This is a genomic window from Acidovorax sp. LjRoot66 (genome assembly GCF_964253305.1).
Taxonomy (GTDB): Bacteria; Pseudomonadota; Gammaproteobacteria; order Burkholderiales; family Burkholderiaceae_C; genus Acidovorax.
The window spans coordinates 4644420-4667006 of record NZ_CAXUQU020000001.1 but is presented as its reverse complement, the minus strand read 5'-3'; the positions used below and the strand labels follow the sequence as shown (position 1 = coordinate 4667006).

General features: G+C 64.8%; 21 protein-coding genes and 2 tRNA genes. 14 read left to right on the top strand and 9 right to left on the bottom strand.

All coding sequences use genetic code 11. From position 1 onward, the window contains the following. The first annotated feature begins 13 nt into the window (after nucleotides 1-13). The 13 genes from ACSQ3Y_RS21930 (at nucleotide 14) to ACSQ3Y_RS21870 (ending at nucleotide 12848) form a co-directional block, all read left to right on the top strand. Nucleotides 14-991, top strand: coding sequence for a zinc-binding dehydrogenase (locus tag ACSQ3Y_RS21930; RefSeq protein WP_436178872.1), 978 nt, complete (start codon nucleotides 14-16; stop codon nucleotides 989-991). Nucleotides 992-1018: 27 nt separating this feature from the next. Next, complete coding sequence (locus ACSQ3Y_RS21925) at nucleotides 1019-1441, top strand: gamma-glutamylcyclotransferase family protein (protein ID WP_436178871.1); 423 nt, start codon at nucleotides 1019-1021, stop codon at nucleotides 1439-1441. Nucleotides 1442-1771: 330 nt separating this feature from the next. Continuing rightward, nucleotides 1772-3091 (top strand): isocitrate lyase, encoded by a 1320-nt coding sequence (gene aceA, locus ACSQ3Y_RS21920; RefSeq protein ID WP_057203642.1) that lies wholly within the window; start codon nucleotides 1772-1774, stop codon nucleotides 3089-3091. Between the two features lie 420 nt (nucleotides 3092-3511). After that, nucleotides 3512-5431: a threonine--tRNA ligase gene (gene thrS, locus ACSQ3Y_RS21915; RefSeq protein ID WP_436178870.1), complete on the top strand. Its 1920-nt coding sequence runs from the start codon at nucleotides 3512-3514 to the stop codon at nucleotides 5429-5431. An 80-nt stretch (nucleotides 5432-5511) separates the two neighbouring features. Beyond that, nucleotides 5512-6120, top strand: coding sequence for a translation initiation factor IF-3 (infC, locus tag ACSQ3Y_RS21910; RefSeq protein ID WP_082604279.1), 609 nt, complete (start codon nucleotides 5512-5514; stop codon nucleotides 6118-6120). A gap of 189 nt (nucleotides 6121-6309) precedes the next feature. Further along, complete coding sequence (rpmI, locus tag ACSQ3Y_RS21905) at nucleotides 6310-6513, top strand: 50S ribosomal protein L35 (protein WP_082604278.1); 204 nt, start codon at nucleotides 6310-6312, stop codon at nucleotides 6511-6513. Between the two features lie 24 nt (nucleotides 6514-6537). After that, nucleotides 6538-6897, top strand: coding sequence for a 50S ribosomal protein L20 (gene rplT, locus ACSQ3Y_RS21900; RefSeq protein ID WP_057203639.1), 360 nt, complete (start codon nucleotides 6538-6540; stop codon nucleotides 6895-6897). 104 nt (nucleotides 6898-7001) lie between these two features. Further along, nucleotides 7002-8054 (top strand): phenylalanine--tRNA ligase subunit alpha, encoded by a 1053-nt coding sequence (pheS, locus tag ACSQ3Y_RS21895; RefSeq protein WP_436178869.1) that lies wholly within the window; start codon nucleotides 7002-7004, stop codon nucleotides 8052-8054. Between the two features lie 107 nt (nucleotides 8055-8161). After that, nucleotides 8162-10609, top strand: a complete 2448-nt coding sequence (pheT, locus tag ACSQ3Y_RS21890; protein WP_436178868.1) for a phenylalanine--tRNA ligase subunit beta — start codon at nucleotides 8162-8164, stop codon at nucleotides 10607-10609. 40 nt (nucleotides 10610-10649) lie between these two features. Continuing rightward, on the top strand, nucleotides 10650-11003 hold the full coding sequence (locus tag ACSQ3Y_RS21885; RefSeq protein WP_057203636.1) for an integration host factor subunit alpha: 354 nt from the start codon (nucleotides 10650-10652) through the stop codon (nucleotides 11001-11003). A 98-nt stretch (nucleotides 11004-11101) separates the two neighbouring features. Continuing rightward, nucleotides 11102-11521: a MerR family transcriptional regulator gene (locus ACSQ3Y_RS21880; protein WP_436178867.1), complete on the top strand. Its 420-nt coding sequence runs from the start codon at nucleotides 11102-11104 to the stop codon at nucleotides 11519-11521. Nucleotides 11522-11552: 31 nt separating this feature from the next. Further along, nucleotides 11553-11629, top strand: a tRNA-Pro gene (locus ACSQ3Y_RS21875). A gap of 451 nt (nucleotides 11630-12080) precedes the next feature. Further along, entirely contained in the window at nucleotides 12081-12848 is a 768-nt protein-coding gene (locus ACSQ3Y_RS21870; protein ID WP_436178866.1) for a hypothetical protein, read from the top strand. A 36-nt stretch (nucleotides 12849-12884) separates the two neighbouring features. Here the strand turns inward: ACSQ3Y_RS21870 and ACSQ3Y_RS21865 are convergent, their stop codons facing one another. Next, nucleotides 12885-13103, bottom strand: a complete 219-nt coding sequence (locus tag ACSQ3Y_RS21865) for a hypothetical protein (protein WP_057265843.1) — start codon at nucleotides 13101-13103, stop codon at nucleotides 12885-12887. A gap of 574 nt (nucleotides 13104-13677) precedes the next feature. Between ACSQ3Y_RS21865 and ACSQ3Y_RS21860 the strand changes: the two genes are divergently transcribed. Next, entirely contained in the window at nucleotides 13678-13995 is a 318-nt protein-coding gene (locus tag ACSQ3Y_RS21860) for a single-stranded DNA-binding protein (protein ID WP_057203633.1), read from the top strand. 85 nt (nucleotides 13996-14080) lie between these two features. On the opposite strand, the gene ACSQ3Y_RS21855 is transcribed toward ACSQ3Y_RS21860, so the two are convergent. From ACSQ3Y_RS21855 to prfB, 8 genes are all read right to left on the bottom strand, one after another. After that, the gene (locus tag ACSQ3Y_RS21855; RefSeq protein ID WP_436178865.1) at nucleotides 14081-14287 is read right to left on the bottom strand and encodes a hypothetical protein; all 207 of its coding nucleotides are present in this window, start codon (nucleotides 14285-14287) and stop codon (nucleotides 14081-14083) included. A 64-nt stretch (nucleotides 14288-14351) separates the two neighbouring features. Continuing rightward, on the bottom strand, nucleotides 14352-15392 hold the full coding sequence (locus tag ACSQ3Y_RS21850; RefSeq protein WP_436178864.1) for a proline dehydrogenase family protein: 1041 nt from the start codon (nucleotides 15390-15392) through the stop codon (nucleotides 14352-14354). Nucleotides 15393-15851: 459 nt separating this feature from the next. After that, nucleotides 15852-15927 (bottom strand) — tRNA-Thr (locus tag ACSQ3Y_RS21845). A gap of 12 nt (nucleotides 15928-15939) precedes the next feature. Then, complete coding sequence (locus ACSQ3Y_RS21840) at nucleotides 15940-16947, bottom strand: class 1 fructose-bisphosphatase (protein WP_057203631.1); 1008 nt, start codon at nucleotides 16945-16947, stop codon at nucleotides 15940-15942. 36 nt (nucleotides 16948-16983) lie between these two features. Then, entirely contained in the window at nucleotides 16984-17826 is an 843-nt protein-coding gene (locus tag ACSQ3Y_RS21835) for a tetratricopeptide repeat protein (protein ID WP_436178863.1), read from the bottom strand. Between the two features lie 15 nt (nucleotides 17827-17841). Further along, entirely contained in the window at nucleotides 17842-20556 is a 2715-nt protein-coding gene (gene pepN, locus ACSQ3Y_RS21830) for an aminopeptidase N (RefSeq protein ID WP_436178862.1), read from the bottom strand. Continuing rightward, the gene (locus ACSQ3Y_RS21825) at nucleotides 20540-21274 is read right to left on the bottom strand and encodes an HAD family hydrolase (protein WP_436178861.1); all 735 of its coding nucleotides are present in this window, start codon (nucleotides 21272-21274) and stop codon (nucleotides 20540-20542) included. Before ACSQ3Y_RS21825 ends, pepN begins: the two co-directional genes overlap by 17 nt. Further along, a protein-coding gene (prfB, locus tag ACSQ3Y_RS21820; RefSeq protein ID WP_436178860.1) for a peptide chain release factor 2 occupies nucleotides 21274-22378 on the bottom strand; the annotation gives its coding sequence in 2 pieces (ribosomal slippage) (nucleotides 21274-22296 and nucleotides 22298-22378; 1104 coding nt in all). Before prfB ends, ACSQ3Y_RS21825 begins: the two co-directional genes overlap by 1 nt. Between the last annotated feature and the right edge of the window lie 209 nt (nucleotides 22379-22587).

Below are 22587 nucleotides of genomic sequence, written 5' to 3'. Positions count from 1 at the left end.
CGAGGAATACCCCATGCGCAGTGTCGTTTTCGAATCCTTTGGCGAGCCTTCCGAAGTGCTGGTTCTGGCCGACCGCCCAGAGCCCGAGCCCGCAGCCGGCCAGGTGCGTGTGCGCATGGCGATGTCGCCGATCCACAACCATGACCTGGCCATCATCCGCGGCAAATATGGCTACAAGCCGCCGCTGCCGGCGGTGCCGGGCACGGAGGCGGTGGGGGTGGTCGACGCGCTTGGCGAGGGCGTCACGCACCTCAAGACCGGCCAGCGCGTGATGCTGGCCGGCGCCAGCGCCACCTGGGCCGAGTTTTTCCTGGCCCAGGGCGCCAAGCTGATCCCCGTGCCCGATGCGGTGTCCGACGGCCTGGCCTGCCAGCTGATCGCCATGCCCCTGTCGGCCGCCATGCTGCTGGAAGACCTGCAACTGCAGCCGGGCCAGTGGATGGTGCAGAACACCGCCAACGGCGCCGTGGGCAAGACCGTGGCCATGCTGGCCCAGGCGCGCGGCGTGAAGGTGGTGAACCTGGTGCGCCGCGACGCGGGCGTGGCCGAACTCGATGCCCTGGGCATTGCCAACGGTGTATCGACCGAGCAGGCAGGCTGGGAGGAGCGCGTGCAGGCCATTACCGGCGGTGAGCCCATCGTGCGTGCGGTGGACTCCATCGGCGGCGACGCCGCCAACCAGATCATGAACGTGGTGGCGGCGGGCGCCACGCTGGTGTCGTTTGGCGCCATGTCGGGCCAGCCGCTGGTGCTGAGCGCCAACAACCTGATCTTCAAGCAGGCCACGGTCAAGGGCTTCTGGGGTGCCAAGCGCTCCGAGGCCACGCCACCGGCTGAGATGGCGCGGCTGATCGGCGAGCTGATCCGCCTGGCCGCCAGCGGCGAACTGCGCCTGCCCGTGGAGGCCTCTTTCGACATCGCGGATGCGGCCAGGGCGGCTGCCGCCAGTGATGTGCCGGGCCGCGCCGGAAAGATCACGCTCACCGCGTGACGGTTGTCCCAACAAAGGATCTGCACGATGCCTGACGCATCCCCTCTCTCTGGCCCGCTGCGCTGCGTGTTCGTGTACGGCACCCTGCGCAAGGGCGGCTCCAACGACATCACGCGGCTGCGGCCAGCGCCGCGCTTCGTCGGCATGGCGCGCCTTGCGGGCACGCTGTACCACCTGAGCGCCTATCCCGGGCTGCTGCTGGGCGGTGCCGTGGATGTCGTGGGGGAGGTCTACGCCATCGAGCCGGCGCTGGAGCAGCGCCTTGATGGGATCGAGGAAATCCACGGAAGACCTGATGACGAGTATTTCAAGCGCGAGGTCACCCTGGACGTGGATGGCCAGGCTGTCGATTGCCTGGTGTACGAGATCAACCCCGGCCGAGTGACCTCTGCCGCGCGCATCGAGGGCGGCGACTGGATGCTCGAATTGTCACGCTCTGTAAGGAAATGAGGCTGCGGGCAAGGCGGTAGCTGGGAGAGCTGCCTGCTGTGCCTGAGGGCGTGGACTTCTTGCGTGACGGAATCCATGCAATTTCACATTGCAAAAATTGCTTTTGGCGATATGGAATGCAAGAATGTTGCGGTGCGGCAATTTCTCTCAATACGAGAAAACGGTTTTCACATTGAGGAATTTGAAGCATAAGGTGTTGTTTTAAAAGAAAAAAATTTATCTCTTATATAAGACATAAGAGCTTGTGCAACTCTTATAGAAGACTTAAAGTTCTCTCCATGGGCCGCAGACGCAGCCCGGTGTTTTCAACCAACCTCAGGAGTAAACCCCATGCCCCAATCCTTCAACGAACAACTGAGCCGCGAACAGCAGATTGCCGCCCTGGAAAAAGACTGGGCCACCAACCCCCGCTGGAAGGGCATCAAGCGTGGCTACTCCGCTGCCGACGTGGTGCGCCTGCGCGGCTCGTTCCAGGTCGAATACACGCTGGCCCGCCGTGGTGCCGAGAAGCTGTGGGACCTGGTGAACAACGAACCCTACGTGAACTGCCTGGGCGCGCTGACCGGTGGCCAGGCCATGCAGCAGGTGAAGGCCGGCATCAAGGCCATCTACCTGTCGGGCTGGCAAGTCGCTGCCGACAACAACGAATACTCGGCCATGTACCCCGACCAGTCGCTGTACCCCGTCGACTCGGTGCCAAAGGTCGTGGAGCGCATCAACAACTCTTTCACCCGTGCGGACGAAATCCAGTGGTCCAAGGGCATCAACCCCGGTGACAAGGCCTATATCGACTACCACGCACCCATCGTGGCCGATGCCGAAGCCGGTTTCGGCGGCGTGCTCAATGCCTACGAACTGATGAAGGCCATGATCCGCGCCGGCGCCGGTGGCGTGCACTTCGAAGACCAGCTGGCTTCCGTGAAGAAGTGCGGCCACATGGGCGGCAAGGTGTTGGTGCCGACCGTGGAAGCCTGCCAGAAGCTGATTGCTGCCCGCATGGCTGCCGACGTGTACGGCGTGCCCACCCTGGTGATCGCCCGCACCGATGCCGAAGCCGCTGACCTCTTGACCAGCGACTACGACGAGAACGACAAGCCCTTCCTGACCGGTGAGCGCACCGCCGAAGGCTTCTACAAGACCAAGAAGGGCATGGACCAGGCCATCTCGCGCGCCGTGGCCTATGCCGAGTACGCCGACCTGGTGTGGTGCGAAACCGGCACGCCGGACCTGGAGTTCGCCAAGAAGTTCGCCGATGCCGTGCACGCCAAGCACCCCGGCAAGATGCTGGCCTACAACTGCTCGCCTTCGTTCAACTGGAAGAAGAACCTGGACGACGCCACCATCGCCAAGTTCCAGCGCGAGCTGGGCGCCATGGGCTACAAGTACCAGTTCATCACGCTGGCTGGCATCCACTCCATGTGGTACAACATGTTCGATCTGGCCCAGGACTACGTGGCCCGCGGCATGTCGGCCTATGTGGAAAAGGTGCAGGAGCCCGAGTTCGCAGCCCGCGACCGTGGCTACAGCTTCGTGTCGCACCAGCAGGAAGTGGGCACTGGTTACTTCGACGAAGTGACCACCGTGATCCAGGGTGGCAAGTCCAGCGTGACCGCGCTGACCGGCTCGACTGAAGAAGAGCAGTTCCACTGATCTGCAGTCCCCCGCCAAGGGGGATGGGCAGACTGCAAGAAGCCACCCTGCGGGGTGGCTTCTTGCTTTGGGCTTCCGGGTTTTGCGGGGGCGTGCCTGTTGTCGGGGCGCGACTGGCGGAGGCGCCATGTGGCCTGCGCCGTGCACCCTTCGGCGAACATGGTTAAAATGGCGCCATCAACTGTTTGATTTCCCACAAGGGCGAGAAAGGCAATCTGGTTATGACACCGCGAACTACAACGGAGTTCTCCACCGGCCACTAGTGGCTGGCCGTTCGCGCCTGCACGAGATTCACCTCTCCCCAATCAAAAGCGCGGCCGGTTCCGCGCTTTTTTGTTTTCCGATTCCGGCCGGCGTGCGCCGCAGCACCTGCCCCGTGATCGCCCCCCCATACCCACATCCACGGACAAGAGACCCCTCATGATTCACATCACGCTCCCCGACGGTTCGCAGCGAGAGTTTCCCGGCCCGGTCACGGTCGCCGAAGTGGCGGCCTCGATCGGCGCTGGCCTGGCCAAGGCGGCCCTGGCTGGCAAGATCGGCGACAAGGTGGTGGACACCAGCTACCAGATCACGGCCGACAGCCCGCTGGCCATCGTCACGGCCAAGGATGCCGATGGCCTGGACGTCATCCGCCACTCCACCGCCCACTTGCTGGCCTATGCCGTCAAGGACCTGTTCCCCGAGGCGCAGGTGACCATCGGCCCGGTGATCGAGAACGGCTTTTTCTACGACTTCGCGTACAAGCGCCCCTTCACGCCCGAAGACCTGGTGGCCATCGAAAAGCGCATGGCCGACCTGGCTGCCAAGGACGAGCCCGTGGTGCGCCGCGTGCTGCCGCGCGACGAGGCCGTGGCCTACTTCAAGGGCCTGGGCGAGAACTACAAGGCCGAGATCATCGCCAGCATCCCGAGCAACGAGGATGTGAGCCTGTACCGCGAAGGCAATTTCGAAGACCTGTGCCGCGGCCCCCACGTGCCCAGCACCGGCAAGCTCAAGTTCTTCAAGCTCATGAAGGTGGCCGGCGCCTACTGGCGCGGCGACCACCGCAACGAGATGCTGCAGCGCATCTACGGCACGGCCTGGTCCACCAAGGACGAGCTGCAGCAGTACCTGACCATGCTGGAAGAGGCCGAAAAGCGCGACCACCGCAAGCTTGGCCGCGAACTCGACCTGTTCCACATGGACGAGCATTCGCCCGGCACCGTGTTTTGGCACCCCAAGGGCTGGGCCCTGTGGCAGGAGGTGGAGCAGTACATGCGCCGCGTCTACCGCAACAACGGCTACCAGGAGGTCAAGGGTCCGCAGATCCTGGACAAGCAGCTGTGGGAGAAGACCGGCCATTGGGACAAGTACCACGAGAACATGTTCACCACCGAGTCGGAAAAGCGCGAGTACGCGCTCAAGCCGATGAACTGCCCCGGCCACATCCTGATCTACAAGCAGGGCATCAAGAGCTACCGCGATCTGCCGCTGCGCTACGGCGAATTCGGTGCCTGCCACCGCAACGAGCCCACCGGCGGCCTGCACGGCATCATGCGCGTGCGCGGCTTCACGCAGGACGATGGCCACATCTTCTGCACCGAAGAGCAGGTGCTGGAGGAGTGCGCCAACTACACGGCGCTGGTGCAGAAGGTCTACAAGGACTTCGGCTTCACCAACATCATCTACAAGGTGGCTACGCGCCCCGAGGCGCGCATCGGCACCGATGAGTCGTGGGACCGCGCCGAAAAGGCGCTGATGGACGGCCTGCGCCATTCGGGCTGCGAATTCGAGATTGCCGAAGGCGAGGGCGCCTTCTACGGCCCCAAGATCGAGTACACGCTCAAGGACGCGCTGGGCCGCCAGTGGCAATGCGGCACGATGCAGATCGACCCGAACCTGCCCGAGCGCCTGGACGCCGAGTACGTGGCTGAGGACGGCAGCCGCAAGCGCCCCTTGATGCTGCACCGCGCCACCGTGGGCAGCATGGAGCGTTTCATAGGCATGCTGATCGAGCACTATGCCGGCGCCTTCCCCCTGTGGCTGGCCCCGGTGCAGGTTGCGGTGCTCAATATCACCGACGCGCAGGCCGATTACTGTCGCGAAATTGTTGAACGGCTGCAAAAAGCACTGCCGAATCAAGACCTTAGGGTGGCCGTGGATCTGCGCAACGAGAAGATTACGTATAAAATACGCGAGCATTCGTTGCAAAAGCTGCCGTATATCCTCGTCGCGGGCGACAAGGAGAAGGCCGCAGGCGCCGTTGCAGTGCGCGGCCGGGGCAATCGTGACCTCGGAGTGATGTCCATCGAAGCGTTCGCTGAGTTGATCGCCAAGGACATCGCCACCAAAGCCTGAGTTTGATTCAAAACCGGCTTTGTCGCTTGCCAGCTGTACGGTTGTAGCTACAATTTTTGTAGTATTTTGATTGAAGGAAGATAGCCATCGCTACTGAATTTCGTGATCGTCGCCACCGTGAAGAGCGCAAGCACCGCCTGAACCGTGAAATCATGGCCCCGGAAGTCCGTCTCTCCGGGCCAGAGAATGAGCCTTTGGGCGTGGTCAGCCTCATGGAAGCCCTGCGCATGGCAGGTGAGCTGGATGTGGATCTGGTGGAAATCGCTGCCACAGCGAACCCGCCGGTGTGCCGCCTGATGGACTACGGCAAGTTCAAGTACCAGGAGCAAAAGCGCGCTGCCGAGGCGAAGGCCAAGCAGACGGTGATCGAGATCAAGGAAGTCAAATTCCGTCCGGGCACGGACGATGGCGACTACAACATCAAGATGCGCAACATCCGCCGCTTCCTGGCCGAGGGTGACAAGTGCAAAATCACGCTGCGTTTTCGCGGTCGTGAAATCACCCACCAGGAACTGGGCTTGGCGCTGCTCAACCGCATCCGCGATGAGCTGGCCGACACCATCCTGATCGAGCAGTTTCCCAAGCTGGAAGGCCGCCAGATGATCATGATGATTGCGCCGGGCAAGAAAAAGCCCGCCGCTGCCAAGCAGGCCAGTGCCGAGAGCACGCCTTCCGGCAGCGCAGCCTGACAGCTGGCAGTCCTCAAGAAAGAGACAGAATTTGCCAGGCGGGCCCCGCAAGGGGCTCGCCGGGTAATAGGCAGCGGTCACACGTTGCCGCACAGCCGGTGCAAACCGGCTGAAAAAGTGGCTCGGGGCCAACAAGTTTGCAGATCCCTTTGCAAACGCCTCACGAGCACAACGAAAAGGAGCATTCACATGCCCAAAATGAAGACCAAGAGCAGCGCGAAAAAACGTTTCCGCGTTCGTCCCGGTGGCACCGTCAAGCGCGGTCAAGCCTTCAAGCGTCACATCTTGACGAAGAAGACCACCAAGAACAAGCGCCAACTGCGCGGTTCGGTTGCTGTGCATGAGACCAATATGGGCTCTATTGCACAAATGCTGCCCGGTGCTGGCCTTTAATAACGACGAACAAGGAGTACTCACATGCCTCGCGTCAAACGTGGTGTAACGGCCCGTGCCCGTCACAAGAAAGTTCTCGCCCTTGCAAAGGGCTTCCGTGGTCGCCGCGGTAACGTCTACCGTATCGCCAAACAGGCGGTAATGAAGGCTGGGCAATATGCCTACCGTGACCGCCGCACCAAGAAGCGCGTGTTCCGCCAGTTGTGGATCGCCCGTATCAACGCCGCTTCGCGCGAACTGGGCCTGACCTACAGCCAGTTCGCCAACGGCCTGAAGAAGGCATCCATCGAGATCGACCGCAAGATGCTGGCCGACCTCGCAGTGCACGACAAGGCTGCCTTTGGCAGCATCGTGGAGCAAGTCAAGGCCAAGCTGGCTGCTTGAGTTCACGACAGGCGGCCGTCTCTCACCGGACGGCTGTTTGCGCAATAACAGCAAGGGCTAGGGCTTGTGAAGGCACTAGCCCTTGTTCATTTTCAAGAGTCGATATGAACGAGTTGGATTCCCTGGTCGAGAGCGCGACGCAACTGTTTGCCCAAAGCGCCACCCCTGCTGATCTGGAAAACGCCAAGGCGCAGTTTCTGGGCAAGGCCGGTCGCGTGACCGAGCTCATGAAGGGCATGGCGCAGCTGTCGGTGGACGAGAAGAAGTCCCGCGGCGCGGCCATCAACGTCGCCAAGCAGGCCATCGAGGCCGCACTCACTGCCCGCCGCCAGGCACTGGCCGATGCGGAGCTGCAGGTCCAGCTCAAGGCCGAGGCCCTGGATGTGAGCCTGCCAGGGCGCCAGCGCGGTCAGGGCGGCCTGCACCCGGTGTCGCTCACGCTCGAGCGCATCGAGGGCATCTTCGGCTCCATGGGTTTCGACGTCGCCCAGGGCCCCGAGATCGAGACCGACTGGTTCAACTTCACCGCACTGAACACGCCGGAAGACCATCCCGCGCGTTCCATGCACGATACCTTCTATGTGGAAGGCGGCACCCCCGAGGCGCCCAACCTGCTGCGCACGCACACCAGCCCGATGCAGATCCGCCACGCGGTGCAGCACGTCAAGAAGCACCGCGCCGCGCTGGATGCCGGCCAGCCCATGCCCGAGATCCGCGTCATCGCGCCGGGCCGCACCTACCGCGTGGACAGCGATGCCACGCACTCGCCCATGTTCCACCAGTGCGAAGGCCTGTGGATCGGCGAGAACGTGAGCTTCAAGGACCTGAAGGTGATCTTCACGGCCTTTTGCCGCACTTTCTTCGAGAGCGACGACTTGGTGCTGCGCTTCCGTCCGAGCTTCTTCCCCTTCACGGAGCCCAGCGCCGAGATCGACATCCAGTTCCAGACCGGCCCGCTGGCCGGCCGCTGGCTGGAAGTGGCCGGCTCGGGCCAGGTGCACCCGAACGTGGTGCGCAACATGGGCCTGGACCCTGAAAAGTACATCGGCTTTGCCTTCGGCATGGGCCCCGACCGCCTGACCATGCTGCGCTATGGCGTGAACGACCTGCGCCTGTTCTTCGACGGCGACATCCGCTTCTTGTCGCAGTTCCAGTAAGCAAAGGCCGGCCCTGCCTGCAAGGCCGGGCCACCCAGCCGTTTTCGCCCTGGCGCGCGCTTCGAGATCCTGGCCGCGCAAGGCACTTTCCGTACAAGAGTTCGACTATGCAATTCCCTGAATCCTGGTTGCGTGAGTTCTGCAACCCACCCCTTTCGACTGCCGAGCTGGCCGAGACGCTGACCATGGCCGGCCTGGAGGTGGAGGAGCTGCGCCCCGTGGCGCCACCGTTTGCCAAGATCGTCGTGGGCGAGATCAAGGAGGCCGTGCAGCACCCCGATGCCGACCGCCTGCGCGTGTGCCAGGTGGACGTGGGGCAGGGCGCGCTGCTCAACATCGTCTGCGGTGCGCCCAATGCGCGCGTGGGCATCAAGGTGCCTTGCGCCCTGGTGGGTGCCGAGCTGCCGCCCGGTGACGACGGCAAGCCCTTCCTGATCAAGGTCGGCAAGCTGCGCGGCGTGGAAAGCCAGGGCATGCTGTGCTCGGCGCGCGAACTCAAGCTGTCGGAAGACCATGGCGGCCTGCTCGAGCTCGATGCCTCCGCGCCCGTGGGCCAGGACATCCGCGAGCACCTGAACCTGGACGATACGCTGTTCACGCTCAAGCTCACCCCCAACCTGGCGCACTGCCTGAGCGTGTACGGCATTGCGCGCGAAGTCTCGGCGCTGACCGGCGTGCCGCTCTCGCAGCCGGCCTTCCCGGCCGTGGCGACCAAGGTGGCTGACATGCTGGCCGTGAAGATCAGCGCACCCGACCTGTGTGGCCGTTTCAGCGGCCGCGTGGTCCGCAACGTCAACACCCGGGCCACCACGCCGCAGTGGATGCTCGACCGCCTGGCCCGCTGCGGCCAGCGCGGCGTGTCGCCGCTGGTGGACATCTCCAACTACGTGATGTTCGAGCTGGGCCGCCCCTCGCACATCTTCGACCTGGACAAGATCCATGGCGGGCTGGACGTGCGCTGGGGCAAGGCCGGCGAGCAGCTCAAGCTGCTCAACGGCAATACCATCACCGTGGACGAGAAGGTCGGCGTGATCGCCGACGGCCAGCAGGTTGAATCGCTGGCCGGCATCATGGGTGGCGATGCCACCGCCGTCTCGGACGACACCAAGCACATCTACATCGAGGCCGCCTTCTGGTGGCCCAAGGCCGTGGCCGGGCGCTCGCGCCGCTACAACTTCTCGACCGATGCGGGCCACCGCTTCGAGCGCGGTGTGGATCCAGAGCTGACGGTGGAGCACATCGAGCGCATCACGCAACTGGTGATCGACATCTGCGGCACGCCCGAGACGGCCTGCGGCCCGATGGACGACCAGCGCGTGAACCTGCCCGTGCCAGCGCCCGTCACGCTGCGCGTGGCACGCGCGGCCAAGGTCATCGGCATGCCGATCACGCAGGCGCAGTGCGCCGACGTGTTCAAGCGCCTGGGCCTGCCGTTCACGGAAGGCGAGGGCACCCTCACCGTGGCGCCGCCAGCCTACCGCTTCGACGTCACCATCGAGGAAGACCTGATCGAAGAGGTCGCGCGCATGGTGGGCTACAACAACCTGCCCACCACGCCGCCGCTGGCACCCATCACCCCCAAGCTGCCGGCCGAGGCCACGCGCAGCCCGTTCGCCGTGCGCCGCACGCTGGCCGGCCTGGGCTACCAGGAGACCATCAACTTCAGCTTTGTGGAAGAGCGCTGGGAGCAGGAGCTGGCGGGCAATGCGCATCCCATCAAGCTGCTCAACCCGATCGCCAGCCAGATGAGCGTGATGCGCTCGACCTTGCTGGGTTCGCTGCTGCAGGTGCTCAAGTTCAACCTGGACCGCCGCGCCGAGCGTGTGCGCGTGTTCGAGTTGGGCCGCGTGTTCCTGCGCGATGCCAGCGTGCGCAACACCGACACCACGGTGGAGGGCTTTCACCAGCCCATGCGCGTGGCCGGTGTGGCCTATGGCGCCAACGACATGCTGCAATGGGGCCGCAAGGAGCAGGGCATCGACTTCTTCGACGTGAAGGGCGACGTGGAGGCCCTGCTGGCACCGCTGCAGGCCACGTTCGAGCCGGGCGAGCACCCGGCCATGCACCCCGGCCGCTGTGCCCGCGTGCTGGTGCAAGGCAAGCCCATCGGCTTTGTGGGCGAACTGCATCCCCAGTGGCGCCAGTCATGGGAGCTGCCGCTGGCGCCGGTGATGTTCGAGCTGGAGCTCGACGCCGTGCTGCAGCGCGTGGTACCGCAGTTCAAGTCGGTCGCCAAGCACCAGGCGGTGGAGCGTGACCTGGCCGTGGTCGTGGCCGAGCGCGTGACACATACCGAAGTCGTGGCTGCCGTGCAGGCCGCCGTGCCTGGCGGCATGCTGCGTTCGACCGTGCTGTTCGACGTCTACCGGCCCAAGCCGCTCAAGGCCGGCGAAGAGACGCCGGCCGGCGGCCTGGCCCCGGGCGAGAAGAGCCTGGCTGTGCGCCTGACCCTGGGCAGCGACGAAGCCACCCTGACCGAGGCCGAGATCGAGGCCGCCGTGCAGGCGGCTGTGACGCAGCTCACACAGCGCGTGGGCGCGCGGCTGCGCGGCTGACCATCGCGGCGACAATAGCCCAAGCGACGAACACAACAACATGACGATGCTGACGGGGAGAGATGCCGTGATCGAATTTGCAGTCGAAAGCCTGGAAACCCCTGCGCTCACCAAGGCGCAGCTGGCCGATCTGTTGTTCGACCAGATCGGGTTGAACAAGCGCGAGTCCAAGGACATGATCGACGCGTTCTTCGACCTCGTCTCGCAGAGCCTGGTGGAGGGCAAGGACGTGAAGCTCTCGGGCTTTGGCAACTTCCAGATCCGCACCAAGGCGCCACGCCCGGGGCGCAATCCGCGCACGGGCGAGGCGATTCCGATCCAGGCGCGCCGCGTGGTGACCTTCCACGCCAGCAGCAAGCTCAAGGAGCAGATCCAGGCCGCTGCCGGATTGTGAATTTTTGCCAGTTTGCGCGCTGAATTTCAGGGGTGGGCTGGCAGTTCCCGCCGGCCTGCAGTACCCTTGCAGGCTTTCCTGTTTGAATCCGGAACCCCATGGGCACTGTGCTTCCCGCCATTCCTGCCAAGCGCTACTTCACCATTGGTGAGGTGGCGGAGCTGTGCGGTGTGAAGCCGCATGTGCTGCGCTACTGGGAGCAGGAATTCACGCAGCTGCGCCCCATGAAGCGGCGCGGCAACCGCCGCTACTACCAGCACCACGAGGTGCTCATGATCCGCCGCATCCGCGACCTGCTGTACGACCAGGGCTTCACCATCAGCGGTGCCCGCAACCGCCTGCAGGAGCTGGCACTGCCCGCGCGCAGCGATGCGGCGGACAGTGCCGACAGCGAGCTGTCCAGCATGCTGGTGGACGATGCGGGCGACCTTTCCATCGGCTCGTCGGCCTATGCTTTCGACTCGAATGCGGTGCGCCAGGAATTATTTGAGATCAGAGCACTGCTTTCTCCAAACTGACCTGAAATTGTGCATATAATCTAAGTCTTGTCGGCGTGTAGCGCAGCCTGGTAGCGCACTTGCATGGGGTGCAAGGGGTCGCGAGTTCGAATCCCGCCACGCCGACCATTTTCTTCGATGAACAACGGGCTATCGCCACAAGCGGTAGCCCGTTTTTCTTTGTGCCTTCGCACGCCAAAGCCCCCTGTTCCTTGTCTCGATGCGTCGGCTGCCTTGGGCCTGGCCGGCAGGCGGGTCGATGTTTGCAGGGCGGGCCCAGCGCCCGTTCATACGGATTTGCATTCAATCGTATAACTAGGCGGGAAGCCGCAGACAGTGCTGTAGCACGGCAAGGCGGACCAACGAAGTTAGACGGTTGAAGGCAAATCCGTATCAATGGCGGGTTCTTGCATCCGTCTGCCGGCATGCCTTGCAGGTGCTGCCTGGGATTCTTCGCCCATCAGTGGCGCCCCTTGGTCGCTTGGGTCCACGCCATTCTTTGCTTGTCTCTTTTGGCATATCTGGTAATGTTTTGAAACAAAATTGCAGGTAGAGTCGACCATTTTCCGGGAGGGATTCGATGGCGAGTTCAAGGGCTTCGTTGGCTGCCGCGCTGGGGGTGGCCATTCTTTTGGTGGGCTGTGCCAACCGCGCTGCGCAGAACCGGGCCATTCCAGAGCCCTTGCGCGCTGCGTTCCCTCCTGCGGTGGCTCCGGTGGAGCGCCGGCCCGATGCGGTGATCATTTCCAGCGTATGGGATGGGCTGGCGCAGGCCGAGCGCGACCGGCTCCGGCTGCAGTATGAAACCCAGGTGCTGCGCGCCGATGCCTACGGTGCCATCGTGGATGTGCAGGGCGTCGATCGATCCACCCCCGGCACCACGGCTGGCGCGCACCTTGGCGGTGCCATCGCGGGCGCGGCTTACCTGGACCGTGGCCTGCGCGGGGGTAACTACTCTGTCGGTGGCGCGCTGGCTGCCACCTTGCTGGGCGCGGCCATTGGTTCGGCCGCAGACCGCAGGCCGCAATCGCGCTTCCAGTTCCGCTACACCGTGCGCCAGGGCGATGGTGAGATGCGCTATGTGGACGAATACACGGCCACCCCGTTCCGGCATTCGCCGGGCCTGTGTGTGCGGGTGCCCGAGCTCACGCAGGTGGGGCAGCATGTGTGCAGCCAGACGCCGGAGTCGGTGCGCCAGCGTTATCTCGCGGTGGAATGGACCCCGCCCGCTGCTGCAGCCCCCGCCGTGGATGGGGCCGCCACCTCGGCCGCAGATGCCGTGCCCCTGGCCCCTGCCAATGCGGCGCCCGGGCCTGTGAATTCCCCTCCTGCCAAGCCCGTGCTTTAAGCGGCTGCCATCCAGGCGCCCCGGCGGCGCGGTGCGTCAGCGCCCCAGCCTGGCCAGCGATTGCTGGATGTTGGCAAAGGCCTGGGTGAGCTTGTGGGTGGCGCGCTGCAACGCCTCGGGCGTGACCTCGCTGGTGCGGCGGCACCGGGGGCAGGTGATGCGCGGGCTGAGCTTGAGCTTGCCCAGCCGCTCCTTGACGGCCTGCTGGCAGTGCGGGCAGGGCAGTTCGATGCTGGCGTCGTCCAGGACAGTCATGGTGGCCCCTCTCGAAAGATGGTGGGTGCGAACTGGTGGAGCTTGCCGGGCCATTGTGACCGGTTTGCCGGTGTGCGCCAAATGCGGATTGTGCGCCGGTGTGAAGCTGGCTGGCTTGGACGGGGCTCTGTCGAAGTGGGCTGGCAGTGTCGCGCGCATGCTGCACCGTGTGGTCAAAGCGCCCTGTTTGAAAGGTCGGTGGTTACAATACGTACTGGCTTTTGGATGGATGTGCGTGGCGCCCATGGTGGTTGCTGCGCAGGTCAAGACAAGGCGCCATGCGGGTTGGTCCGATGCGACGGGGCAGTTCGACTCCGAGGCGGGCCATGGTTTCAGGGGAGCGGGGTGGGGTGATCGCCACGGGTTGGCGATGCTGCTGCGGCCTGGCATTCCTGGAAAACGCCCGTGCTGGCGGCGACCCCATCATTCACAGCGAAAGCCCAGAGCCGTTGGTCCTGGGCTTTTTTTGTGGGCAGGGGTGGCGGGTTTTTCGAGACTGCTGTGTTCCGGCTGGGTGGGTGGGGCGATGGCCCCGGCGAGAACAAACCGACAACAAGTGCTGGATGGGGATTGCATGATCGATGGACTGATTTCGGGCCGTCTCTACGGGGGCCCAGAGCGGCGTCTGGACAAGGTAGGAAAGCCCTACATGGTGGCCAAGGTGCGGGCGCCGAGTGCGGAGGGCGAGATGCTGTTCGTCAACGTCATTGCGTTCGATGACGATGTGTGCATGGCCATGGAGCAATTGCACGATGGCGAGTCCATCTCTGTGGCCGGCTCGGTCACCCCCAAGGTGTGGACCGACAAGCAGGGCAATGTGCGCCCGGCGCTCGACATGGTCGCCCACCGCGTGATGAGCGCGCGCGACGCCTGCCAGACGCAAACGAACTGACCCGCAACTGCTTGGTGGGGTGGGCGTTGCCGCCTTGGGCCCTGTCGTGCGCTGCGCACGGCGACCCCTGTTGCCTGTGCTGCGCTCAGGATGCCTTGTTCGGTTCGGTGGTATCCGCCTGCACAGTGCCAAAGCCCATGGCCACCAATTCTTCAGGCGAAAGGTGCAGCTCTCGCACTTCGGGCTGGCGCGGCTCGATGGAGCGGCGCCGCTCGTGCTTGTCCGGTGGGCCGGCTTCGGTCTGGCGGCGGTCCTTGCCGCTGCGCCGGTCGCAGGGGGTGTTCTTGTCCATGGCGGGGGGCTGTCATTGGTGGAGTGCATTGGCTGCGTGGCAGGCACTGTCTTCGTGCAAGCCTTTATGCTGATTTGAGTATGCCCGGGAAGTGGGTGCCAACGCCGCCCCGCCACGCTTGTTCACGATTGCGGCGGGCGTGCCTGGAGGTGGGGTGCCACCACCCTCGGGCTGGATGTATCAGCCCATCAGCGCGGCCTTGAGCAAGTACCCCGCCAATTGCGGATTTTCCTTGAGCCGGCGGATGCATGTAGCCATGCCAGTCCTGTCCGTAGGGCACGTAGATCCGCACCGGATAGCCCATGTCGCGCAGGCGGTCGCGCAAGGGCTCGCACACGCCCAGCAGCATCTGGAATTCCAGCCCTGAAGAAGGGGCGCCATTGCCACGGCGCCTTGCTGCCGCAATGACCTGCTCGATCAGCGCCTCGTCGTGGGTGGCCACTGCGACGAAGGTGCCGGTGTCCAGGCAGCGCTCGACGTGGTGCAGAAAGTGGCTGTTGATGGCTTGCCGGTCGTGGCGGGCGCCCTCTACCAGGTGGGCCTTGTCCTCGACATAGATGCCTTTGCACAGGCGCAGGTTGTTGTGGCGGCCCAGCAGTGGCTCGATGTCCCGGTAGGTGCGCTTGAGGTAGGCCTGCAGGGCCAATCCGGTATTCCCATGGCCATTGGCCCTGAGCCTCTGGAGCAGGTCGATTTCCGCTTGGGTGCACTGCAGGTCTTCCATGTCCATGCGCACGAAATTGCCGTGCCGCCGGGCTGCCGTGGCCAGCGCCGCGATGTGGGTCTCGCACTGCTGCGCATTCAGCAGAAGGCCCAGCGCCGATGGCTTGACGGAGATGTTCGCGCGCAAGCCGTGGTGGTGGATGGCGTCCAGCACGCCCTGGTATTCATCGGCCGTCTGCTGTGCCTGTGCAAGGTCGCGGGTGACCTCGCCGAGCACGTCGATGGTGGCTGTGAAGCCTTGTGCATTGAGTGCCTGCACGCGCACGACGGCCTCGGCGATGGATGCGCCGGCAATGTAGCGGCGCGAGATTTTCTGCACGAGAGGACGGGGCACATGGGCAATGGCTCGGGCCACTGCGGTGTTGAAAAAAGAGGCAAGCATGGGCTATCCAGGTGGCGATGACAACGGAACAAGATGCCGCCCGCACACGGGCACGCACCACCGCGCCAGGGCATGGCGCGGTGCGGTGTCAGGGAGTGGGGCGATGTGAAGCTGCCTGCCGGATGGCTGGATCCGGCAGGTGCCTCAGACGCAGCTGCAGCAGTCAGGCGCGCCAGTGGTGGCGTGCGCGACATGCGAGCGCGTTCAGCGTGTATTCGTCAGGGGAGGCCAGGCGGCTGCGTGCATGGGGTTGCGGTTGTCGATCAGCAAGGTGGAATGCGACTGCTGTGGCGCAGTGTAGCCTTCGTGCGCAGATCCTGCGTGGGAGCCGGGAAATTGCCGCGCCTTCAGGCCTGTGCAGGCGTGGCGGTGGCCAGGTCGTTTCGGGCGCGCCATCAAAATCTGCGCCTCAGTCCCCATGCAAAAAGCCCTGACTCTTGCGAATCAGGGCTTTTCATTTGGTGCCGGAGAGATGAATCGAACACCCGACCTTCTCATTACGAATGAGCTGCTCTACCGACTGAGCTACACCGGCGTAAGCCTCAGATTATAGCGTGGAATGGTAGCTTGTGACGCGTTCGACCTCATTTTTTGATCCGAGGATCACGCTGACGCGTTCATGCAACTGTGTGGGCTCAATGTCCATGATGCGCTGCTTGCCGTTGGTGGCGGCGCCACCGGCCTGCTCGATGAGCCAGGACATGGGGTTGGCCTCGTACATCAGGCGCAGCTTGCCGGGTTTGTTCGGTTCGCGCTTGTCCCAGGGGTACAGGAAGATGCCGCCGCGCGTGAGGATGCGGTGCACGTCGGCCACCATGCTGGCGATCCAGCGCATGTTGAAGTCCTTGCCGCGCGGGCCATCCTTGCCCTGCAGGCACTCGTCGATGTAGCGCTTCACGGGGGCGTCCCAGTGGCGCATGTTGCTCATGTTGATGGCGAATTCCTTGGTGTCGTCGGGAATGCGCACATTCTCTTCGGTGAGGATGAACGAGCCCTGCTCGCGGTCGAGCGTGAACATGGCCACGCCGTCGCCCACGGTGAGCACCAGGGTGGTCTGCGGGCCATAGATGCAGTAGCCGGCCGCCACTTGTGCCGTGCCGGGCTGCAGGAAGTCGCCAGCCTCCACGCCGCGGTCGTCATCGGGCTTCTTGAGCACGCTGAAGATGGTGCCGATGCTGACGTTCACATCGATGTTGCTCGACCCGTCGAGGGGGTCGAACAGCAGCAGGTATTCGCCCTGCGGGTAGCGGTTGGGCACCAGGTAGATGCCATCCATTTCTTCCGAAGCCATGGCCGCCAGGTGGCCACCCCATTCGTTGGCTTCGATCAGCACTTCGTTGGCGATGATGTCCAGCTTCTTCTGGATCTCGCCCTGCACGTTCTCGCTGGAGGCCGTGCCCAGCACGCCGCCGAGCGCGCCCTTGTTGACGGCTTGGCTGATGCTCTTGCACGAGCGGGCCACCACTTCGAGCAGCAGGCGCAGCTGCGAGGGGATGAGCCCGTCGATGCGTTGCTGCTCGACCAGGTAGCGGGTGAGGGAGATGCGGGAGCTCATCGGTGGTGTGTCCTTGGGCTTTGGGTTTTTGTGAAATCAGGGTTGCGACTGCTCGCGCTCGGCCAGTTCTGCCAGCGTGGCCTCTGCTTCTTCGAGCAGGTCTTCATCGCCGCTGGCGTGGGCAATGGCCACGCGCTGCTCAAGCAGGCTGTGCGCCAGTGCGCTGTCGCCGGATTCGTGCGCCAGCACACCCTGCTGAAAAAGCGTGTCCAGCACGATGCCGTCGTCGTTGAGGGCCTGGCCCAGCGCCAGGCGCTGTTGCAGGTAGCGCCGCGCCTGGGCCGCGTCGCCCATTTCGTAGGCGTTTTGCGCCAGGTTGTTGATCAGGCCCGACAAGCGCACGTCCGTGTCGGAGCCGAAGGCGCTCTGCGCATCGGCCAGCAACTGCTGGTTGTGCGCCAGCGCCTCGTCAAAGCGCCCGGCCTCGTGCAGGGCATAGCCGATCTCTTCGCGAATGCCCAGCTTCTGCTCGGCACCCAGCGTGGCGCCGGCATGGTCGGCCCAGTGGGCCGACTGGCGCAGGTGCTCGATGGCAGTGTCGTACTCTTCGGACTGCAGGGCCGACTCGCCGATGGCGTAGTGCTGCTCGTAGCGCTCGGTGGGCGTGAGGTCCGACAGGGCGCTGCGGATGGCCAGGGCGCGCAGCCCCAGGGGCAGTCCCTCGTCGTCCATCTGGCGCTTGGAATAGACGACGAACTGCAGCCAGAGCAGCTGGGCCAGCTCGGAGGACTCTGCGCCCAGGCCTTCCGCCAGTGGGCGCAGGGCGGCCAGGTCGGCCGACATGGCCGAGCCGCTGAACATGGCGCTGGCGTCGTACACGGTGTCGCGCAGCGGGTTGAAGCGCTGCGCGAACTGCTCGGCAGGGGTGGTGGATGCCATGGGTGCCGCTGCCTGTCAGTCCGCCAGTGCGCGGGTGACCACCTCGCGCACGTCGTTGCTCAGGTCGGGGCGCGTGGCCACGCGGGCGATGGCCTCGCGGGCTGCGGTGCGCCAGGGTTCGGCCAGCTTCTTCCAGCGGTCGAGCGCACGCGCCAGCCGGGCGGCGACCTGCGGGTTGATGGCGTCGAGCTCGATCACGCGGTCGCTCCAGAACACGTAGCCTGCTGCATCGCTGCGGTGGAAGGCGCCGGGGTTGGCGCTGCAATAGCTGAAGATCACGCTGCGAGCGCGGTTCGGGTTCTTCAGGCTGAAGTCAGGGTGCTGCATGAGCTGGCGCACGGCCGGCAGCACGTTGCCGCCCTTGTCCGGCGCGCCGGCCTGCAGCGCAAACCACTTGTCGATGACCAGGGGCTCGTCCTTGAACAGCGCGTGAAAGCGCGCCAGTGCGGCTGCCGCATGCGCGCTGCCGCTGGCCACCAGGGCCGTGAGCGCGTTGAAGCGGTCGGTCATATTGCTGGCCACCTTGAAGCGCTGGTAGGCCTTGCCGGGCCACACTTCGTCGCCGGTACGCTGGGCGGCGATGCACAGCATGTGCAGCGCCATGCCGCTGAGCGAACGGCGGCCGGACGATACCGGGTCGGGGCTGTAGCCACCGGTGTCCTGGTTCTGCTCCCAGGCCCATTCCCAGTCGGCCTTGAGGGCCAGGGCGAGCTGCTCGCGCATGCCTTCGCGCACGGCGTGGATGCGCTGCGGGTCCACCACGTCGAGCTGTTCGGCGATGTAGGTCTCCGACGGCAGTGTCAGGACCAGTTCCTTGAAGGCCGCGTCCAGCGCCGGGTTGCGCAGCACGCTGCGCAGCGCGTCGACCACGGCGGTGGGCAGAATGTCGCCGCTGGTGGGGCCGCTGCCGGTGATGGCATAGATGGCGGTGCGCAGCGCCAGGCGCTGCCCGGCTTCCCAGCGGTTGAAGGCGTCGGTGTCGTTGGCCAGCAGGGTGAGCAACTGTTCGTCGGTGTACTCGATGTCCAGCACCACGGGGGCGGTGAAGTCGCGCAGCAGCGAGGGCACGGGCTCGGCGTCGAGTCCGGTGAACACCAGGGTCTGGCTGGCTTCGGTCAGCACCACGGTGCGCGATGGTGCGCCGGCCGTGTCTTCGCCCTGCAGTTGCAGGGGCAGGGCAGCGCCTTCGTGCGTGAGCAGGCCCAGGCCGACAGGGATCACGAAGGGCAGCTTCTCGGCCTGGCCCGGCGTGGGGGCGCAGCTTTGCGCCAGGGTCAGCGTATAGGTGCGCGCGGCGGCATCGTAGCTGCCGGTGGCCTTCACGCGCGGCGTGCCGGCCTGGCTGTACCAACGCTTGAATTGGGGCAGCAGGCGCGCCAGGTCGCTGGCGGGGTTGGCGTCGGCTATGGCCTGGGCGAAGTCATCGCAGGTCACGGCCTGGCCGTCAAAGCGCTCAAAATACAGCTTCATGCCCTTGGCAAAGCCGTCGCGGCCCACCAGGGTATGCATCATGCGCACCACCTCAGCACCCTTTTCGTAGATGGTGACGGTGTAGAAGTTGTTGATCTCAATGTAGCTGTCGGGCCGCACCGGGTGGGCCATGGGGCCGGCATCCTCGGGGAACTGCGCCGTGCGCAGCACGCGCACGTCCTCGATGCGCTTGACGGCGCGGGCCGAGGGGCTGCCGGCCAGGTCCTGGCTGAACTCCTGGTCGCGGAACACGGTGAGGCCTTCCTTCAGGCTCAGCTGGAACCAGTCGCGGCAGGTGACGCGGTTGCCCGTCCAGTTGTGGAAGTACTCGTGGCCGACCACGCTCTCGATGTTGGCGAAGTCCACGTCGGTCGCGGTCGATTCGCTGGCCAGAACATACTTGGTGTTGAAGATGTTCAGGCCCTTGTTCTCCATGGCGCCCATGTTGAAGTCGCTGGTGGCGACGATCATGAAGCGTTCCAGGTCCAGCGGCAGGCCGAAGCGCGCCTCGTCCCAAGCCACGCTGGCCATCAGCGAGTTCATGGCGTGCTCGGTCTTGCCCAGGTCGCCAGGGCGCACGTACACCTGCAGCAGGTGGTCGGTGCCGGCGCGGGCGCGGATCTTCTGCTCGCGCGCCACCAGCTTGCCTGCCACCAGGGCGAACAGGTAGCAAGGCTTCTTGTGCGGGTCCACCCATTGGGCGAAGTGGCGGCCGTCTTCCAGGTCACCGCTGTCCACCAGGTTGCCGTTGGACAGCAGCACCGGGTACTGGGCCTTGTTGGCGCGCAGCGTGACGGTGTAGCTGGCCATCACGTCCGGGCGGTCCAGGAAGTAGGTGATGCGGCGGAAACCCTCGGCCTCGCATTGCGTGAAGAAGGTGCCCTGGCTCACGTACAGGCCCATCAGGTGCGTGTTCTTGGCCGGGCAGCAGGTGGTGAAGATCTCGAGCGCGAAGGCGTCCTTGCCCGTGGGCAGGTTCTCCAGCACCAGGCGCGAGCCTTCCATCTTGAACGAGGTGCCCTGGCCGTTGACCAGCACGCGCGCCAGGTTCAGGTCCTCGCCATCGAGCTTCAGAGGTTGTTCGGCCACGTCGGGGTTGCGGCGCAGCGTCATGCGGTTGAGCACGCGCGTCTTGGCCGGGTCCAGGTCGAAGGTCAGCTCGACGCTGTCGATCCAGTAGGCGGGGGCGGTGTAATCCTCGCGGCGGATGGCAATGGCCGGTCCCGCGCCGCTTGCGTCTGCGTTAGGCGATGGCAACATGGATGCGCTCCAGAAAGTCGGTGTTCATGAGTTCGTGGTAGTCACGCACGGCGGCCAGCACATGCGGGCCCGCCAGTTCCTGCGCGCTGTGGGTGCTGCACACGGCCACGGCATGCATGCCCGCGCGGCGTGCGGCTTCGATGCCGAAGGGGGCGTCTTCAAACACGATGCAGCGCTCGGGCGCGGCACCGATGCGGCGCGCCGCTTCGAGAAAAATCGCAGGCTGTGGCTTGCCGGGCAGGCCCTCGTCGCCGCGCACGATGGTCAGCGGCTCGGGCTCCATGCCCAGGCGCGACATCGCGAAGGCCACGTTGTGGATGTCGCCTGCCGTGCCCACGGCCAGCTTGTAGCCGCGGGTGGAAGCCTGTGCCGCGAAGGCGCGAAAACCCGCCACTTCGGTGAAGGCGGGGCCGAACAGCTCGCGGTAGATGTCTTCCTTCTCGCGCGTGAGGGCGTCGGCCTCGGCCTGCTCGACCTCGCGCTGCAGCAGCTCGCGGATGCACTCGGTGCCATTGCGGCCCGTGGTGCGTGCCATCAGGTCGGGCACGTCGATGGCCATGCCGCGGCGCCGCGTGAACTCGACCCAGGCCTTGGCGTGCCAGGGCATGGAGTCGATCATGGTGCCGTCCATGTCGAAGATGAAGGCCTCTACGGCAATCGCGCTGCGGCCCGGGGCCGTGGCTGCGACGGTGGTGGCGGCTGCTGCGTCGCGCTGCATCACACGCCCTGCTTGAGCGAGGCTTCGATGAAGGCGTCCAGGTCGCCGTCCAGCACCTTCTGCGTGGCCGAAATTTCCACCCCGGTGCGCAGGTCCTTGATGCGGCTGTTGTCCAGCACGTAGCTGCGGATCTGGTGGCCCCAACCCACGTCGGTCTTGGTGTCCTCCAGCTTTTGCTGCTCTTCCTGGCGCTTGCGCATCTCGTGGTCGTACAGGCGCGAGCGCAGGCGCTGCCAGGCGATGTCGCGGTTGCCGTGCTGGCTGCGGCCGTCCTGGCACTGCACCACGATGCCGGTGGGCATGTGCGTCAGGCGCACGGCCGAGTCGGTCTTGTTGATGTGCTGGCCGCCCGCGCCCGATGCGCGGTAGGTGTCGGTGCGCACGTCCGAGGGGTTGATGTCGATCTGGATCGAGTCGTCGATCTCGGGGTAGACGAACAGGCTGGCAAAGCTGGTGTGGCGCCCGCCCGACGAGTCGAACGGCGACTTGCGCACCAGGCGGTGCACACCGGTCTCGGTGCGCAGCAGGCCGTAGGCGTACTCGCCCTCGACCTTGATCGTGGCGCTTTTGAGGCCGGCGATGTCGCCCGGGGTTTCTTCCTCGACCGTGGTCTTGAAGCCCTTGCGTTCGGCGTACTTGAGGTACTGGCGCAGCAGCATGCCGGCCCAGTCGCAGGCCTCGGTGCCGCCGGCGCCGGCCTGGATGTCTACAAAGCAGTTGAGCGGGTCGGCCTCGTGGCGGAACATGCGGCGGAACTCGAGCTGCTCGATCTCGGGCTGCAGCTTGGCGGTTTCGGCCTCGATGGTCATCAGGCCGTCTTCGTCGCCGTCTTCCTTGCTCATGTCATAGAGCTCGGTGTTGTCGGCCAGCTCGCGCGTGAGTCGTTCCAGCGTGAGCACCACGCCATCCAGCGACTTCTTTTCCTTGCCCAGCTCCTGGGCCTTCTTCGGATCGTTCCAGACCGAGGGGTCTTCGAGCGATGCGTTGACGGTTCTCAGGCGTTCGAATTTGGCATCGAAGTCAAAGATACCTCCGTAACTCTTGCGTGCGCACGGTCAGGTCGCTCAAGGTGTTGCCGATGAGGTTGATGCGTTCTGCGTCCATGGTGGTGTCCTGGTAGGTGTGTTCTGTAGAGGGTGACAAGGCTGAACAGGCCCCTGGTGCACTGCGCTGTGGGCGCACGCAAGGGGATGACCCGCACTGGGGCGGGGTGGTTCAGCATCGCCCGAATCGGCCATTTTCTCATGGATGGGCAGGGAGGCCTGCAATGCCCCTTGCCCTTGTGAAAACGGCCGCAGAACAGGGCCGCAGGA